This window comes from Gammaproteobacteria bacterium, assembly GCA_029862005.1.
In the GTDB taxonomy this organism is placed as follows: Bacteria; Pseudomonadota; Gammaproteobacteria.
In genome coordinates this window covers 121,932-137,266 of record JAOTYD010000004.1, presented here as the reverse complement: position 1 = coordinate 137,266, position 15,335 = coordinate 121,932, and the positions used below count along the sequence as shown (strand labels likewise).

Below are 15,335 nucleotides of genomic sequence, written 5' to 3'. Positions count from 1 at the left end.
CTAGTATCCGCTAATTTTTGCGTGTAACGGGCTGGTCTCTTGGAAGCGCCGCATTTGTTCATCACTCGCACCGGTCTGGTAGTCGCGCTTCCAGTCTTCGATACTCATACCGTAGACGTATTTCTGGGCGCTCGCGTAGTCAAAGTCGGGCTCGATTTGTTTGGCGGCCGCGGAGTACCACTTGGACAGGCAGTTACGACAAAAGCCGGCGAGGTTCATCAGATCGATGTTTTGCACGTCGCTGCGCTGTTGCAGATGGGCTACCAGGGAACGGAATGCGGCTGCTTCAGCCTCGGTTTGCTGATCTTTTGTCATGATTTGTTACTCACCTATAATGAGACGCTTTTTTTAACACAAAAATCTTGATGCCGGCAAACGATATAAACCGATGGATGACCTCCTTGCTAGATCACCTGCAGCTCAGCCGGCAGCGTCAGCTGGTTGCACTGCAGGGATCAGAATCCTGGTGTGACGAGCAATTGCAGCAGTTGATTATGCTGGATGAGTCGTTGCTGCTGGTGTCCGATCGTAAAATTACGGCGACCGCGATTCCATTCGGCAAGGCCGATGCCTGTCTCGGCAGTGAAGCCCGGCTCGTGGCTCTGGATCTGTTTAACGGCTTTAATCCCGACGTTTTATGTATTGTCGCCGGGCTGGTGCGTGCGGGCGGCGTTTTACTGTTGCTGTCCCCGCCGGTCAAGGACTGGGACCTGAGTTCTGACCGCTATGCCTGCTGGCAGGGTGAGACCCGGTCGCTGCAGGCCCGTTTTGCCGACTATTTTTTTGGCTTGCTGCAACAGGATGAAGATATAGGAATCCTGGTGACGCCCGAGTTTGACTTTGCTGCGAGCACTTCATTCCCGGTCCTGGCGGCATTGCGGCAAACACCAATCGAGCATGGAAAAACTGCCGGTCAAGTTGATTGCCTGCGGCGCATCGAGCAATGGATTGCGGGAGGCCAGAGCGGTATTGTGCTGATCAGTGCCGAGCGCGGTCGCGGCAAAAGTACCTGCCTGGGGCTTCTGGTCGAGCGCTTGCAGCCAGCTTGCCGGGTACTGGTAACGGCAAACTCGAAACAGACTTGCGCGCAGTTGCTTCAGCTGGTGCCGGATGCCGAGTTCAGGGCACCCGATCGGCTCATGCAGGTTGGCCTCGGAGCCGACCTGCTGGTGATCGACGAGGCAGCGATGATCCCGCTGCCGATGTTACGCCAGCTGGCCAGGCTCTACCCGAGACTGGTAATGGCAACCACCAGTGGTGGATACGAGGGGACCGGGCAGGGTTTTATGCTGCGTTTCGTTAGGGCACTGGACTCACAGAAGCTGATGCAACTTAGCCTCGAAAAACCGGTGCGCTGGTGCCAGGACGATCAACTGGAAGCCTGGCTCAATCGCATCTTGATGTTGAAGCCAGGTTCGTTCAAACAGTCTGTCCCGGTTGCGGATGCGAGCGCCTGTGAGTTGGGACTGCTGGAAGATCCGGGGAATCCAGCTGATTGGTCGACGCTGCGGCAGGTTTACGGATTGTTGAATATGGCACACTACCGCACACGGCCTTCAGATTTACGCATGTTGATGGAGAATCCTGACCTGGTAGTCTTGGTTGCGCGCCAGGGGGACGTCGTTGTCGGCGCCGTGTTGTTAAATATCGAGGGTGGCCTCGACGCGGATTTGTGTCGGGAGGTTTTTCTCGGACGACGCCGACCGCGGGGTCATCTGCTGGCGCAGATGTTGACGGTCCAGGCGGGTTTGAAGGATTTCGCCAGCTACCGTGGGGTACGCGTGCAACGCATCGCGGTGGCGGAAACACATCGGCGTCTGGGTATCGGGACGCGGCTTCTGGATGAATCACTGCAGTATGGCCGGCAGAATTCGATGGATTATCTCGGTGCCAGTTTTGCACTCGACCCGGAAACGACAGGTTTCTGGCAGCAAGCCGGATTTTCGCTGGTCCATGTCAGCTACGCCCGGGGTAAATCCAGCGGAGATCAATCGATCGTAGTGCTGCGATCGATCGCGCCGCAAATCGTTGCCGAAATCGAGTTGTTGCAGCAACGTATAGAGCGGCAGCTGCCGACCTGGATGACCCAGTTTCTGCAAACACTGGATGCCGACCAGGTCGTATCGCTGTTGCGTTTTTCCGGGTTTCAGACTTCGATCAGCGCGCTGGAACAACTCGAAGTCGAAGCCTTCGCCCGGGGCAACAAGGGATTTGAACTGTGTTTCGCGAGCCTGCAAAAGTGGGTCATGCAAGAACTAGCGCGTTCAGCGGGGCAATCAGATAGTTTGCTCGTTGAAAAAGCGATCCAGAACCGCAACTGGGAGCTGCTGGAACGAGAGTCAGGCGCAGAAGGGCGTAAGTCTTTGCAACAGCGACTGCGAGGGCTGGTCGATGCCCTGTTAAAAGACTGCTAACATGGCTTGCCGAGCGAGGATTTGATGCCACAACAAGTAATCGATTTCTGGTTTTCAGACGAAACGCGAAAACTCTGGTTCAAGTCGACGCCAGAATTTGATCGGGAGTTGACCGCGCGTTACCAGGATACCTGGGAACGGGCAAGCCGCGGTGAGCTTGATCACTGGATGCAAACCGCGCAGGGTTGCCTGGCGCTGGTGATCGTTCTGGACCAGTTTCCACTGAACATGTTCCGCGGCACGGCGCAAAGCTTTTCCGGTGAAGCCAGGTCACGCGAAGTCGCCGCGAGCGCTATCGAGCGGGGTTTTGACAAGACACTGTCAGCGGAACAACAGTCATTCCTGTATATGCCGTATATGCATAGCGAAGTCCTCGACGACCAGGTGTTGGCACTGCGGCTGTTTGATCAGCCCGGGCTCGAATCGAACCTTCGCTTTGCGCGTCATCACCATGCGATCATCGAAAAATATGGACGTTTCCCGCACCGCAACGCTGCCCTCGGCAGGGACAGCACCGGGGCCGAAATCGAGTACCTGAAATCAAAAGAGGCCTTTACGGGCTAGGCTGGTCTGATGCTCGAACAGCTAAACCAGTATATCTGGAGCTATAACGCCTGCGACGCCAGCAGGGTTCGCTCGCCATGGCGACATTTACTGCAAATACTGACGATGGTCGGGCGCGACCTGAAGGATGGCATGATTACGCTGCGCGCGATGAGCCTGGTCTACACCACGCTGTTAGCCATGGTGCCCCTGCTTGCCGTCAGTATCTCGGTACTGAAAGGATTCGGGGTCCACGACCAGCTGGAGCCGACACTGGTGAGCCTGCTGGCGCCACTCGGCGAGCAGAGCATTGAGATCAGCGCCCGAATCGTCGGCTTTGTTGACAATATGAAAATCGGCGTGCTCGGCGCGGTGGGCGTAGGATTGCTGATCTATACGTCTATCTCCCTGATTCAAAAAATCGAATCGGCGTTTAACTACACCTGGCGGTTGCAGCAGGGTCGCAATCTGGTTCAGCGTTTCAGTGACTACCTCAGTGTCATCATGGTAGGCCCGGTTCTGATATTTTCGGCGGTCGGTATCACCGCTTCGCTCAGCAGCAACCAGATTGTTGAATTTCTGAACACGCTACCCTATATGAATGAGCTGCTGCGGCTGTTTGGAAAACTGCTGCCCTACGTACTGGCCATCGCCGCGTTTACCTTTGTTTACCTGCTGGTGCCGAATACCCGCGTAAAATTCGGCTCAGCACTCTACGGTGCTGTAATCGCCGGAGCCCTATGGCAAACCACCGGTATTCTTTTTGCTTCATTTGTCGGCGGCTCTACCAGTTACACTGCGATTTATTCCGGCTTCGCTATCCTGCTTATGTTTATGATCTGGCTTTACCTGAGCTGGATCATTTTACTGATCGGAGCCAGTATCTCGTTTTACCATCAGAACTCTGAACAGCTGCAGCAAAAACGGATCGATTTCCATCTGAGTGGCCGTTTACGTGAACAATTGGCGCTGCAGGCGATGGTAAACATAGCCCGCGCGCATGATCAGCGATCCGCACTAGTCCCCAGTCTTGAAAATCTTGCCAGTAACCAGCGAGTGCCGGTAGCGGCGCTCAAGCGAATGCTGGATGCCTTGCAACACGATGGTCTGGTTCAGCGGTCAGCACAGGATCCACCGTTATATCTGCCGGGTTCCTCGTTGCGGCAAATCAAGCTTGTCGATATTCTGCAAAGTGCACGTAAAGCTGAAGATAATGGCCACAACGATATCTGCCAAAGCGATGCAGAGGTTTCAAACTACCTGAGAGGGCTCGAACAGGCGCTCGAATCGCACATGGGAGAGGAGTCGCTGGCTCAGTTTATACAAAGTTTTGAGGATGAATCCCGGCATGAAGATAGTCTCGTTTAACGTTAACAGCCTGCGCCAGCGCCTGCATCAACTGCAGAGCGTGATCGACAAACATGCTCCGGAATTTATTGGTTTGCAGGAAACCAAGGTGCAGGATCAGGAATTTCCATTGGATGCGATCACCGGGATGGGCTACCAGGTTATATATGCCGGGCAGAAAACCCACTATGGGGTCGCGTTGATGTCGCGCCTTCCCTGTAGTAATGCCTGCTATGGATTCCCGGGAGATCCGGAGGATGCGCAAAAACGATTTATCGGTGGCGAATTCGAAATGAACGGGGATCCGCTGATGGTTTTCAATGGCTATTTTCCGCAGGGCGAGAGCCGCGATCACCCGGTCAAGTTTCCGGCAAAGCAACGCTATTATCGGGACCTGACTGATTTTCTGGGTGCCTACGATATGATGCGGACCCCGTTGATCCTGATGGGCGACTACAATATAGCGCCGCAGGATAGCGATATCGGTATTGGCGAAGATAATGCCAAACGCTGGCTGAAGACAGGTAAAACCAGTTTTCTGCCCGAGGAACGCGAGTGGTTCCAGCGCCTCGAGTCACTTGGCTTACATGATGGCTTTCGCTTGTGTCATGCGCAAACCGATGATCTTTTCAGCTGGTTCGATTATCGCAGTCGAGGATTCGAGCGAGAGCCAAAACGTGGTCTGCGCATCGATCATTTGCTGGTTTCGGAACAACTTAAATCGTCTGTGGTTGATGCCGGGATAGACTACGATATCCGGGGCATGGAAAAACCTTCAGATCATGCGCCTGCCTGGATCGAACTAAACCTCGCTGTCGGCGTCTGACTGTACGCCGCTGGTACAAAATAATCAGGAGACCCACATGTTTGGTAGACCGACTACAATCCCTTCAGCCGAACAGGCCCTGCCCGGGCGTAACGAAGTAATGCAATTTGATCCAATCCATGTTGTTCTTGGAACCTCGATGGTGGAGCCGTTCCCCGAAGATTGCGAACAGGTCATTCTAGGGATGGGTTGTTTCTGGGGTGCCGAACGCAAGTTCTGGACCCTTCCCGGGGTGTACACAACGGCGGTCGGCTATGCCGCGGGCCATACTCCGAATCCAACATACCAGGAAGTCTGCACCGGCATGACAGGACATAACGAGGTGGTTCTGGTGGTTTATTATCCGGCGCAAATCGACTTTTCCAGTCTGCTAAAGACTTTCTGGGAGTCACATGATCCAACCCAGGGTATGAGACAGGGCAACGACATGGGAACCCAGTATCGGTCAGGAATTTACTATCTTCATGACAACCAGTGCGAGGCCGCGCAGCAAAGCCTGGAGCAATACCAGCAAAAGCTTCATGCCGTGGGACACTCGGCGATAACCACCGAAATACTGCCGGCCGGACCGTTCTATTATGCCGAGGAATATCATCAGCAGTATCTCGAAAAGAATCCGGCGGGCTACTGTGGCCTCGGTGGGACCGGAGTAACCTGTTAGAAGATTATTTAAAAAGATCGCCCAACCACAGGATAATTATAATTATTGAACTATTATAACTAGATCTAAATCCAGCTAACCTGGCTCTTGCTATGACGAAAATAGACGTTTGCCGATCCCTGGCAGCGGGGTTGGCTGAAGTTTTGACGGCGGCCTTTTCAATCTTACTCCTGGCGCTGCCTGCAGCCGACAAACCATCTCCTATTGAAAATCCCCAGTTGCAATCGCTTGCAATGGCGATCGACTCTGAAACTTTTACCTGGTTTCGGGGTGGACGCGGCGAATGGCAGGATAAGGGTTGTCCGTCCCTGATTGGATAGAATCTTGCTATCGCGTATCTACAGTTTTAAATTCATCATCGGCTTCGCGTTGCTTTGGCTGGGTGCACTTGCTTATGGTCTGGCGATATACAGCACGCACGTGTATCGCAATCAGGCGATCGAGGCCCAGATTGAATCAATTCAGTCACTGCTCGAGTACGAAAGCAGTGAAGCCATCCAGCAGCTTTACGATGATCAGGAAGCGTATGCGCTGAAACTGCAAGCCGAGGCGCCGTTCAGAGAAGCGCTGGAGCGTCTTGATACTGCGATGACGGAAGCCTGGCTAGAGGAAACTTATACCCGTTATCAGTCATCCGGGGGCGCCTTCAACCTGAAAGCCATTATTGTACGTGATCTGTCAGGGAATATCCTTGCGCACAGGACCGATGAAGGTCAGAACGGTTACGCCGGTTGTCCCACGATGTTACGGCCAATCGGCGGATCGCCAATCCCGCTGGTAACACCGAAGTATTCACTGTGCAACTTCGGCAATCAGCTTTTCAGTGAGGTGCTGGTACCGGTCGGCATTCCGGAACCAGTGGCCTACCTGCATACAGTGGCCTATGCAATCGAGGGATTGAAGCGAGTGGAGCGCAGCACCGGGGTGCCTTTAAAAATAATCCACGGCACTGGCGGAAGGCTCTACCAGTCGGAGCGCTGGGTCGACCTTGCAGCAGGTACTCATATATATCCGAGTTACAGGCTTTACGGCGATGATGCATTTCTGGGCGCGACCATCAGTGCGGCAGTAGACCAGCAACCCATAATTGACCGACTGAGCAAAACCGAAACCAGTTTTTTCTTCATAACCACAATTGCGACCGTCTCGGCGCTGGTGTTGGTGCTGATTTTATTGAATCGCGCCTTCATGCCGATGAACAAGTTGCGGAATTCGGTCGGCGCCTTATTGACGGGTAAGTATGCATCGATAAGCGAAGAAAAGCTGCCGAGAGAATTAAAAGACCTGGTCGTCGCTTATAACGAAATGGTGGAGGGCCTCGAGATGGAAACCATATCGCGGCGACAAATCGAGGAAAAGCTGCGATCGGAAAAAGACTTCATCTCCACGACGCTCGATTCCATTACCAACCCGGTCATCGTTATCGATTCCAAGGACCGTATAAAACTGGTTAACCCGAGTGCTGAAAAGCTGTTTGGCGACAATCAAGCTGAATTGATCGATACCCCGATTCACGAGATCCTTATCCTGTATGCGAATCGACAAACCACGCGCATCGTCGATCTGACACAGCTGCTGAGTCGTAAACTCTCGATCAGCTCGATGTTTTTTTACGATCCTGACCGCAATATCGTGGAACTGGAATTTTCGGCATCACCGATGATCGATATGGAGGCCGAGGACGTTGGTTACGTTATTATTCTGAAGGATGTTTCGGAGGACCGTAAGTTACGCCGTAAGCTTAATTACGAGGGTAGCCACGATCAGCTCACCGCGTTTCTCAATCGCACCGCATTCGAACAGAAATTTGAGGGCCTCGTGACCGAGGACAGTAATACGACCGTTCAACATGTTCTCGCTTACCTTGATGTCGATCAGTTCAGGATCGTCAACGAAACCTGCGGCAGTGCGGCCGGGGATTTATTGTTGAAACAGATCAGTACCATGATAAAAAAGCATGTGCGCAAATCGGATATCGTGGCGCGTCTAAGTGGTGATGAATTCGGCATTATCATGCCCTTCTTCGAGATGGAACGTGCACTGCAGACCATTCAGAAAATTATTATCGAAATTCAGCATTCGGGTTTTATCTGGAATGACCAGGAATACAAGGTGACTGCAAGTATCGGTGTCATGGCCTTTGGACGGATGAGTGATGAATACGCGGAGTCCTACTCGAAAGTCACAACTGCCTGTTTCCTGGCCAAGCAAAATGGTGGCAACCAATACCACTTCATCGATGAAAACGATGAAAAGGTGATGGCACAACAGGTTTCCATGGAATGGGTCTCGGGCATCATGGAGGGTTTTTCCGATGATCGCTTTTGCCTTTACGTGCAGCCGATTGTATCCATCGATAAGAATGAAAAGCGTACCCACTACGAAGTCTTGATTCGCTACCGTAGCTCCGATGGCACTATTATCTCTCCCAATGACTTTCTGCCACCGGCCGAACGCTACAACCTGATCGAGCGCATCGACAGCTGGGTCGTGGGCAGCGTTATTGCGTGGCTGGAAGAGCACCAGGAAAAGATTGGCGACGTGATGTTTTCCGTGAATCTTTCGGGGCGCAGCATCGGTTCCCAGACTTTTCATAATTTCCTGCATGAAAGCCTGGTCGAAAGTAGTATCGATAAGACTTCGTTGTGTTTTGAAATTACCGAAACCGCGGTCGTGGATAATGTCGAGCGCTCGGTGGAATTCATTAATTCGATTAAACAACTCGGCGCCAAGTTTTCGCTCGACGATTTTGGTACCGGGCTATCCTCGTTCAGCTATCTCAAGCAGTTCCCGGTGGATTATTTGAAAATTGACGGCGAGTTCGTGCGCGATATTCTTGAAGACGACAAGAGTTTCGTTTTCGTGCGCTCGATGACCGAGGTAGGGCACGCGCTGGATATGGAAGTGATCGCTGAGTTCGTCGAGTCTGATACGATGTTCGACAAGCTGCGTGAGGCAAATGTCGACTACATCCAGGGTTACACTGTCGGCAAACCGGTTGCGATCCAGACCTTGCTCGAGCAACTCGATAGCCCCGATTCAAAAAAGGTTGGATAAACGACGGTTGATCAGGAACGCTTGCCGAAATTGATCGATTTCACACGGGGCGAAAGATTGACTTCATCGAAGACGATGTCTTCGCTGGATTGCAAAATCTGCAAGATCACTGCGGCGACGTCGTTCACCGTGATCGCGTTTTCAGGTTCCGGCCCCGGCTCGAACGACAGGTCATCGAAGAAAGGGCTGCGCACCATACCGGGATTAACCAGGCTAACCTGGATGCCGTCACTACCGCAATCCTCGCGTAGAGACTGACAAAAGCCGCGCAGGCCATACTTGCTGGCGCAGTAGAGCGCCCCCTTGCTGCCTGCCGTAAGTGCTGATTCAGAGCCTATAAATATAAGACGCCCCCTGCCTCGCCGCCGAAGAGCGGGCACCAGGCTGCGGCATACCACCATAGCACTGGTCAGGTTCACGCGAATCAAAGTTTCTATTTGCGCGATTGAAAATTGTTCGATAGATCCAAAATGGCCCTGTCCGGCAGCATGAATAAAACAGTCGATTTCGCCGGCATTGAGCACTTCCTTTATCTTTGCGTCCAGGCGTTCGAGATCGCCAAGATCGAGCGCCACGGAGCTGAATTTGTCGTGTTCGAGCTCGGCCACCGGGCCCTGTCGACTCAGGCCGATAACCTGGTACCCCTGGCTCAGCAGCAGGTCTGCGGTCGCGAGCCCGATACCGGAACTGGCACCTGTGATTAACGCGGTTCCGGAATCAGCCATGCCACTCGCAAGGGTGATAGGTTTGGCGAGGAATATGTTTCAATAACTGGAGCTCGCAATACTCGATCATTTCCCGCTCGCGCTCATGTGGATAACTGATAATACCATTGCCGAGAGTTGTGTCCTGTGCAAACAGGGGCTCTTCCGGGTAAAGCCGCGCAATCCTGCGGAAATGATCACGGGTCAGACGGAAACTGCCGAGACTGACCGAGTGTAGTTTCTGTGGATCGACGCTGGTAAAAATCTCGTCCAGCAGCCTGACGAACGCCGGCTGATAGTCCCGGTGATAAACAACGGGATCAAAACGCAAACCGACCGCCCATCCGGCGTCGACCAGCTTCCGTATGGCGTCGACACGCTTCGCAATCGAGGGTACGCCATGCTCGAGCTTCTGGTGACTGATGTGGTCGGTGAAACTAAATGCCGTCACGATGCGCTCGCAGGGATCGAGTTTAAGCATCGATCGAACCTGGGTACTTTTGGTGCGCAGTTCCATCCATGCGTTGTCAATCGACGTCACCAGGGGCAGGAAATACTCGGTGAAGCGCGTCATCGGTTCATTCGCGAGGCTGTCGCAATCGTATCCCGAGAAAAACCACACCGTTTGTCCCGGATGATTTGCGGTAACCTGCCTGATCTGCTCGCCAAAGTCTTCGTAGTTGATAAACAGTATCTGATGCGCGGACTGGTACATGCCTTGCAGAAAACAGTATCGGCAATCGTAGATACAGTTCAGCATATGCGAAAAATAATAATTGTGGGGGCCGCCGAGTCCATAGCCTTCCGGTGCCGCCAGCACGTGACCCTTGTTTTTGCGTGCGATTATGAGGGCGGGATTTTTTTTCTGCAGGCGAAAGTTCTGCGCGCGCGGATTGAAAACCTCGCCATACTGTTCGATTTCAACAATGGGCAAGTTGCGCATGCGTTCGAGTATTTTCCGGGTCCTGGGATGGTCGCGAACTTCGGACTCAATATAGATGCTGCTCACCATCGTCAAAGCCCATCACTATCCTGGTAGCCAAGCTGTTCCAGGGCGTTGATGATGGCTGAAGCGGAGCGATAGCCCTGAAGTTCCTGAAATATTGTTTCCGAGCTCATATTCCGATTCATCAGGTAGCGCCATAGCACACGTAGCCGGTTCTTCTGGGTCTGACTGAAATGGGTCATCGCTTTTAGCTGTTGCCAGGATTCGGTGGTAATTGCGAGTTCAGCAACTTCAGCGTTGAGCGCAACCAGGTTGCCTGCCTGTTGGGTGATTGACTCGATATTCTGATGGATTAAGTCACTTACCTGCTGTCGGTTTTTGCCGGTTTTTTGATGCTGATTGTCACTGACAATCTTGATGCATTGTGTCAACTCGGCGCTGCTGAAGCGCAATGCACTATACATGAAACCGCTGGCTTCCATATCAAACAGGGTTTCGTGCTGGTAATTGTCGCCGGGTTGACTCAGCGTCAGGCACGGGCTGCCCGGTAACACCGGGCGACCGCAGGCGACGGGGTAATAACGCTGTCCACTGTCGGCATCGATTACCTGGTTAAGCGAAAATGCTGAACCGATCGGGTGTTTTCCACTACCGGCGATGCCCAGGTTGATCCACGCGTTCGAGGCTTCGTCGTGATGCCTGGCCGCAATCCACGCGCAGGCGGCGGCGCTTGCGATCTTGCCGATGCCGCTGACGATGCAAAGCGTGTTGTCGCCACGATAAAGTTCGAAGGCGTTGTCATCGTGCGATTTTTTCAAGCGGTAATAATCGATGATCGGCTTGGCTTCGCAGTGCAATGCGCAGACCCAGATTAGCATTGCATCACCCGTTCCCGACACCAGCTATCACGCAGCGTAACAAACTCCTCGATAAGGGTCCGGTTGCGATGCTTGACTGCGCCCTTGATCAGGATATCCAGTTTGCCTAGCAAAGTCGCCTCGGCAGCGCAGAAATACTCCGGCTGCAGTGCCGATGTTTTCAGCAGTCGGTACAGTGCGCGAATACGAAAACGATCCATGGCAGGGTGTTGCCTTGAAAGCTGGTCCTGGTGCCCCCCGTACTTGGTGATTAGCGCCTTGTCGATGTAGTTGACGGGATATTGGTGACACAATCGCAGCCATAGATCATAGTCCTCGCAGGCCGGCAGATTTTCGTCAAACATGCCAACGGATTGCAGCGCTGTTTTGCTGATCACCGAAGCCGAGGGTGATATCGCACACAGGGGCAGGCAGTTCTCGAAGATCCAGCCCCCGCTCTTACGGTGCTTGTGCTTCGGGTTGACGCGAATCCCGCGGCGGATCCAGATTTCATCCGAGTGATACAGCACGAACTCCGGCTGCTGCTGCCAGGCTTTCCGCACTTGCTCAATTTTTTGCGGCATCCAGCTATCGTCGGAGTCCAGCAAGGCGATCCATTCGAACTGCGCGGCAACGATACCGCGATTGCGGGCCGCGCTGACGCCGCGATTCGGCTGGCGAAGAATTTTAACCTGGTGGAACTGTTGATCGACCATATCGCTACTACCATCGGTCGAACCATCATCGACGAGGATAACCTCGTCAACCGTCGAGGTCTGATCAAAAACCGATTGCAGTGCCCGCGCAAGCGTAGGCCTGCGATTGTAGCTCGGAATAACGACGGAAATACGCATGGCTGCCGGTGGCAGTGCCTGCCTAGGTTTTCTGTGGAATAGTTGCTTGCCCCGGGAAGTTGGTTACCGTTGAACCGTCATTGTCCAGGATGCGGTTCTTGCCGCTGCTTTCAACTTCATCGATGCGAATCACCGCGAAATGCGGCACATAGGTATGCTTCACGTTGCCAAATTCATGCTTGAGCTTCTCTTCGGCGGGATCAATCAGGAGCTTGGAATGCTCGCCAAATATGATTTCTCCAATCTCGATAAAGCCCGCCATGTGCGACTGGCCGACTTCATGCGCATAGAGCTCATAAATCTTGTTGTTGTTATGAAACTGGATGCGAAAAGTAGATTTTATTGTCTTCGTCATGGTGACAAACTAGTCCGACTGCATTAACGCGTCAAGCTCACCATCCATATGCAGCTCGGTGAGCTCGGTAAAACCGCCGATGGATTCACCATCGATAATAATCTGTGGCACCGTGCGTGCGCCCCCGGTCTGTTCAGCGAATTGTTTCATAGCTGCCTGGTCTTCGTCGATACGAACCTCGTCAAACGCAATCTTCCATTTGTCGAGCAAGGTCTTGACATTGGTACAATACGGACAGTTGGCGGTGCTGTAAACGGTGACTCGGGACATGTCGGTTTAGCCTAAAAACTGGCTCGCAATTCTACTACAGAAACGAACCGCTACCATAGTATCTGTCGCGAGCTGTCGGGGGTATGTAAATCCTTTCTTTAAACCGCCTGTCTCAGGATTCCTTGCTGATTACCTGTACCAGCACCCAGGGCTTGACGACCACGGCCCACAGCGAGGCGTCACTGGCCACCCAGTTCCCGGCATCTTCATCAGTCACTGGAAAAACCTGCAGGGCTTCGGTCCAGATCTTCACCTGTTCGATATCGTCCTCCTGTAATGCGAAAGCAACGTCAACCAGATCGAGTTCGGGGGTAACCAGCATGACTTTGCCGGCTGCAAAAAAGCGCTGCAATTCCAGCCACGGAATTTTGGCGGTTTCACTAATTATCCTGGCGCGCTTGAGCTCGCGGTCCTGCCGCAGTAATTCCTCGATCACGCAACCGACTGGATAATGTCAACGCCTTCCAATGGGCTTGTCTGGATCGTATCGCGAATCGTGAATATCGCCTCTTTTCGAGGATAGTGTTTGCGCCATGCGACCGCCACGGTGCGGTGGGGCGAGGGCTTCGCGAACGGCTTGACCTCGATCAGGGATTCGTTTTTCCGATTGTGCAAGATACTACTGCGCGGCAATACGGTGATACCCGTGCCAGCTGCTACCATGTGGCGCATGGTTTCCAGTGACCCCCCCTCGAGAGTGCGGGTCAGCTCGCTGTCACCCGACATGCAGTCAGGGCAAGCTTTAATGACCTGGTCGCGGAAGCAATGTCCCGCGCCAAGCAGCATTAAATCCTGCGAGGCCAGGTCCCCCGGTTGAATCTGGTTACGATCCTTCCATTCATGATTCGGTGGTAGCGCCACGATAAAGGGTTCGTCGTAAAGCGGCGCCGTCTCGATCCCGGGTTCATCGAACGGGTAAGAAATGATGATGGCGTCCAGCGATCCCTGCTTGAGCGATTGCAACAGATTCGCAGTGAAATTTTCTTCAATGATGAGTTTCAACTTGGGCGCCGTTTTGCGCAGCTTGGGAATCAGACTGGGCAGCAGGTAAGGACCGATGGTATAGATAACGCCGAGCTTGAACTGGCCCGATAACGGATCCTTTCCCTGCTGTGCAATCTCCATCAGTATCTGCGCTTCCTGCAGCACGATGTAGGCCTGGTTGATCACCTGCTGTCCAATTTCTGTAATACGGATTTCGTTTTTTGAGCTGCGCTCAAAAAGGCGCACATCCAGTTCTTCCTCGAGTTTCTTTATCGCGATACTTAAGGTAGGCTGACTGACGAAACAGGCCTGTGCAGCTTTCCCGAAATGATTCTTCTGAGATACAGCGACGATGTAACGAAGTTCGGTTAGCGTCATATATAGATAAAACTTATTAATTCTTGTGATAGATTTTGCATAAAACCATCGTGTTTGCAATCAATTATTGCTATGAGAAAAATTTTACTCAAATTCCTGACCATCGAGCGTATCGAGACCAGCCTGGAAGACATTGAGCACGCACTGCAAGTCGCGACCGCGGTACTGCTGGTCGAAGTTACGCGTGCTGATTTCATCGTTGATGCCTCGGAAAAACTCAAGCTTCGCGAATTACTGGAGCAGCAATTTAACCTGTCCGAAATGGAGCTGGAAGCGCTGCTGGAAAAAGCAGAGGACGATGCTGACCGCATGGTTTCTATCCAGCACGTTACCCGCTTACTCAACGAGCACTACGATCATGCCATGAAACTGCGGATTGTCGAAATGATGTGGCAGCTGGTCTATGCCGATGGCGAAAAGGATCACTACGAAGAGCACCTGATACGGCAGGTTGCCGAATTGCTCTACCTGTCACACGGTGAATTCATTCAGGCCCGGCACAAGGCCGAGGTCAGTATCGATCGCTAGAAATTGCCGAGAACTATAATTGGCGGCACGATCAGCATTTTTGCGACCAGTATCAACAGGGTGCCAAACAGGGGCGACAGGTCGAGCCCGCCGATCGGTGGGACTAATCTACGGATTGGCTTGAGAACTGGTTCTGCCAGCTTGTGTACGAGTCCGATTATCGGATTGTATTGACCCGGGCTGATCCAGCTTAGAATGACCTGGATTATGACGGCGACCAGAAAAACGGTCAGTACCAGTGCAATCAGGTCTGCGATGCAGAATACCAGCAGGCCGGCATAGCTGACGCCTTCAATCGGTGCCATCATCCCACCGATATGGACCGCCGGGATCGACAATGCGCGCATCAACAGGAACTTGGCATAAATCAATACCAGGCACAACACGACAGACGCGGTATCCTGTCCCGCAACGCTCGGGATGATGCGACGTAATATCCGCAGCGGTGGTGTCGTCACTTTGACGATAAACTGGGAGACCGGGTTATAAAAATCGGCGCGTAACATCTGCAACAAAAAACGCAACAGCACCAGCAAAATGTATAAATCGAACAAGGTGTTAATGATCAGCATTAACGGTGATGTCAAATAAGCCGAACCCATATCGCTGCT

At 52.9% G+C, this 15,335-nt stretch carries 18 protein-coding genes; 8 read left to right on the top strand and 10 right to left on the bottom strand.

Annotated elements, in window-relative coordinates; genetic code table 11:
• Complete coding sequence (locus OES20_04630; protein ID MDH3633973.1) at nucleotides 1–315, bottom strand: DUF1244 domain-containing protein; 315 nt, start codon at nucleotides 313–315, stop codon at nucleotides 1–3.
• 86 nt (nucleotides 316–401) lie between these two features.
• On the opposite strand from OES20_04630, the gene OES20_04625 reads away from it, so the two are divergent.
• The 7 genes from OES20_04625 (at nucleotide 402) to OES20_04595 (ending at nucleotide 8,848) form a co-directional block, all read left to right on the top strand.
• Entirely contained in the window at nucleotides 402–2,414 is a 2,013-nt protein-coding gene (locus OES20_04625; GenBank protein ID MDH3633972.1) for a GNAT family N-acetyltransferase, read from the top strand.
• Between the two features lie 24 nt (nucleotides 2,415–2,438).
• On the top strand, nucleotides 2,439–2,978 hold the full coding sequence (locus tag OES20_04620) for a DUF924 domain-containing protein (protein ID MDH3633971.1): 540 nt from the start codon (nucleotides 2,439–2,441) through the stop codon (nucleotides 2,976–2,978).
• Between the two features lie 9 nt (nucleotides 2,979–2,987).
• On the top strand, nucleotides 2,988–4,325 hold the full coding sequence (locus OES20_04615; protein MDH3633970.1) for a YihY/virulence factor BrkB family protein: 1,338 nt from the start codon (nucleotides 2,988–2,990) through the stop codon (nucleotides 4,323–4,325).
• On the top strand, nucleotides 4,306–5,130 hold the full coding sequence (xthA, locus tag OES20_04610; GenBank protein ID MDH3633969.1) for an exodeoxyribonuclease III: 825 nt from the start codon (nucleotides 4,306–4,308) through the stop codon (nucleotides 5,128–5,130). The genes OES20_04615 and xthA overlap by 20 nt, the downstream gene beginning before the upstream one ends.
• 37 nt (nucleotides 5,131–5,167) lie before the next feature.
• Complete coding sequence (gene msrA, locus OES20_04605) at nucleotides 5,168–5,791, top strand: peptide-methionine (S)-S-oxide reductase MsrA (GenBank protein ID MDH3633968.1); 624 nt, start codon at nucleotides 5,168–5,170, stop codon at nucleotides 5,789–5,791.
• 92 nt (nucleotides 5,792–5,883) lie between these two features.
• Nucleotides 5,884–6,111 carry a hypothetical protein gene (locus tag OES20_04600; protein ID MDH3633967.1) on the top strand — a complete coding sequence of 76 codons (228 nt, stop codon included), beginning with the start codon at nucleotides 5,884–5,886 and terminating at the stop codon, nucleotides 6,109–6,111.
• Nucleotides 6,104–8,848: an EAL domain-containing protein gene (locus tag OES20_04595; protein MDH3633966.1), complete on the top strand. Its 2,745-nt coding sequence runs from the start codon at nucleotides 6,104–6,106 to the stop codon at nucleotides 8,846–8,848. The genes OES20_04600 and OES20_04595 overlap by 8 nt, the downstream gene beginning before the upstream one ends.
• An 11-nt stretch (nucleotides 8,849–8,859) precedes the next feature.
• Here OES20_04595 and OES20_04590 read toward each other — a convergent pair whose 3' ends face one another.
• The 8 genes from OES20_04590 to OES20_04555 all read right to left on the bottom strand — a co-directional run bounded on the left by OES20_04590 (nucleotide 8,860) and on the right by OES20_04555 (nucleotide 14,196).
• Nucleotides 8,860–9,573, bottom strand: coding sequence for an SDR family oxidoreductase (locus OES20_04590; GenBank protein ID MDH3633965.1), 714 nt, complete (start codon nucleotides 9,571–9,573; stop codon nucleotides 8,860–8,862).
• Complete coding sequence (locus OES20_04585; protein MDH3633964.1) at nucleotides 9,566–10,564, bottom strand: DNA photolyase; 999 nt, start codon at nucleotides 10,562–10,564, stop codon at nucleotides 9,566–9,568. The genes OES20_04590 and OES20_04585 overlap by 8 nt, the downstream gene beginning before the upstream one ends.
• Before the next feature lie 2 nt (nucleotides 10,565–10,566).
• Entirely contained in the window at nucleotides 10,567–11,376 is an 810-nt protein-coding gene (locus OES20_04580; protein MDH3633963.1) for a hypothetical protein, read from the bottom strand.
• Nucleotides 11,370–12,209, bottom strand: a complete 840-nt coding sequence (locus OES20_04575; GenBank protein MDH3633962.1) for a glycosyltransferase family 2 protein — start codon at nucleotides 12,207–12,209, stop codon at nucleotides 11,370–11,372. Before OES20_04575 ends, OES20_04580 begins: the two co-directional genes overlap by 7 nt.
• Nucleotides 12,210–12,231: 22 nt before the next feature.
• Nucleotides 12,232–12,564: a DUF1820 family protein gene (locus OES20_04570; GenBank protein ID MDH3633961.1), complete on the bottom strand. Its 333-nt coding sequence runs from the start codon at nucleotides 12,562–12,564 to the stop codon at nucleotides 12,232–12,234.
• Nucleotides 12,565–12,573: 9 nt separating this feature from the next.
• On the bottom strand, nucleotides 12,574–12,834 hold the full coding sequence (gene grxC / locus OES20_04565; protein MDH3633960.1) for a glutaredoxin 3: 261 nt from the start codon (nucleotides 12,832–12,834) through the stop codon (nucleotides 12,574–12,576).
• A 112-nt stretch (nucleotides 12,835–12,946) separates the two neighbouring features.
• Nucleotides 12,947–13,270, bottom strand: a complete 324-nt coding sequence (locus OES20_04560) for a DUF2288 domain-containing protein (protein ID MDH3633959.1) — start codon at nucleotides 13,268–13,270, stop codon at nucleotides 12,947–12,949.
• Entirely contained in the window at nucleotides 13,267–14,196 is a 930-nt protein-coding gene (locus OES20_04555) for a LysR substrate-binding domain-containing protein (protein ID MDH3633958.1), read from the bottom strand. Before OES20_04555 ends, OES20_04560 begins: the two co-directional genes overlap by 4 nt.
• Nucleotides 14,197–14,268: 72 nt before the next feature.
• Between OES20_04555 and OES20_04550 the strand changes: the two genes are divergently transcribed.
• Nucleotides 14,269–14,724, top strand: a complete 456-nt coding sequence (locus OES20_04550; GenBank protein MDH3633957.1) for a TerB family tellurite resistance protein — start codon at nucleotides 14,269–14,271, stop codon at nucleotides 14,722–14,724.
• Here the strand turns inward: OES20_04550 and OES20_04545 are convergent.
• The gene (locus OES20_04545) at nucleotides 14,721–15,326 is read right to left on the bottom strand and encodes a YggT family protein (GenBank protein MDH3633956.1); all 606 of its coding nucleotides are present in this window, start codon (nucleotides 15,324–15,326) and stop codon (nucleotides 14,721–14,723) included. The genes OES20_04550 and OES20_04545 overlap by 4 nt on opposite strands.
• Nucleotides 15,327–15,335 lie beyond the last annotated feature (9 nt).

Bases quoted from the DNA above. Each gene is read 5' to 3' on its own strand.
- OES20_04630 (MDH3633973.1), bottom strand. From the start codon at position 315: ATGACAAAAGATCAGCAAACCGAGGCTGAAGCAGCCGCATTCCGTTCC.
- OES20_04620 (MDH3633971.1), top strand. From the start codon at position 2,439: ATGCCACAACAAGTAATCGATTTCTGGTTTTCAGACGAAACGCGAAAA.
- OES20_04615 (MDH3633970.1), top strand. From the start codon at position 2,988: ATGCTCGAACAGCTAAACCAGTATATCTGGAGCTATAACGCCTGCGAC.
- xthA (MDH3633969.1), top strand. From the start codon at position 4,306: ATGAAGATAGTCTCGTTTAACGTTAACAGCCTGCGCCAGCGCCTGCAT.
- msrA (MDH3633968.1), top strand. From the start codon at position 5,168: ATGTTTGGTAGACCGACTACAATCCCTTCAGCCGAACAGGCCCTGCCC.
- OES20_04600 (MDH3633967.1), top strand. From the start codon at position 5,884: ATGACGAAAATAGACGTTTGCCGATCCCTGGCAGCGGGGTTGGCTGAA.
- OES20_04590 (MDH3633965.1), bottom strand. From the start codon at position 9,573: ATGGCTGATTCCGGAACCGCGTTAATCACAGGTGCCAGTTCCGGTATC.
- OES20_04585 (MDH3633964.1), bottom strand. From the start codon at position 10,564: ATGGTGAGCAGCATCTATATTGAGTCCGAAGTTCGCGACCATCCCAGG.
- OES20_04580 (MDH3633963.1), bottom strand. From the start codon at position 11,376: ATGCTAATCTGGGTCTGCGCATTGCACTGCGAAGCCAAGCCGATCATC.
- OES20_04575 (MDH3633962.1), bottom strand. From the start codon at position 12,209: ATGCGTATTTCCGTCGTTATTCCGAGCTACAATCGCAGGCCTACGCTT.
- OES20_04570 (MDH3633961.1), bottom strand. From the start codon at position 12,564: ATGACGAAGACAATAAAATCTACTTTTCGCATCCAGTTTCATAACAAC.
- grxC (MDH3633960.1), bottom strand. From the start codon at position 12,834: ATGTCCCGAGTCACCGTTTACAGCACCGCCAACTGTCCGTATTGTACC.
- OES20_04555 (MDH3633958.1), bottom strand. From the start codon at position 14,196: ATGACGCTAACCGAACTTCGTTACATCGTCGCTGTATCTCAGAAGAAT.
- OES20_04550 (MDH3633957.1), top strand. From the start codon at position 14,269: ATGAGAAAAATTTTACTCAAATTCCTGACCATCGAGCGTATCGAGACC.
- OES20_04545 (MDH3633956.1), bottom strand. From the start codon at position 15,326: ATGGGTTCGGCTTATTTGACATCACCGTTAATGCTGATCATTAACACC.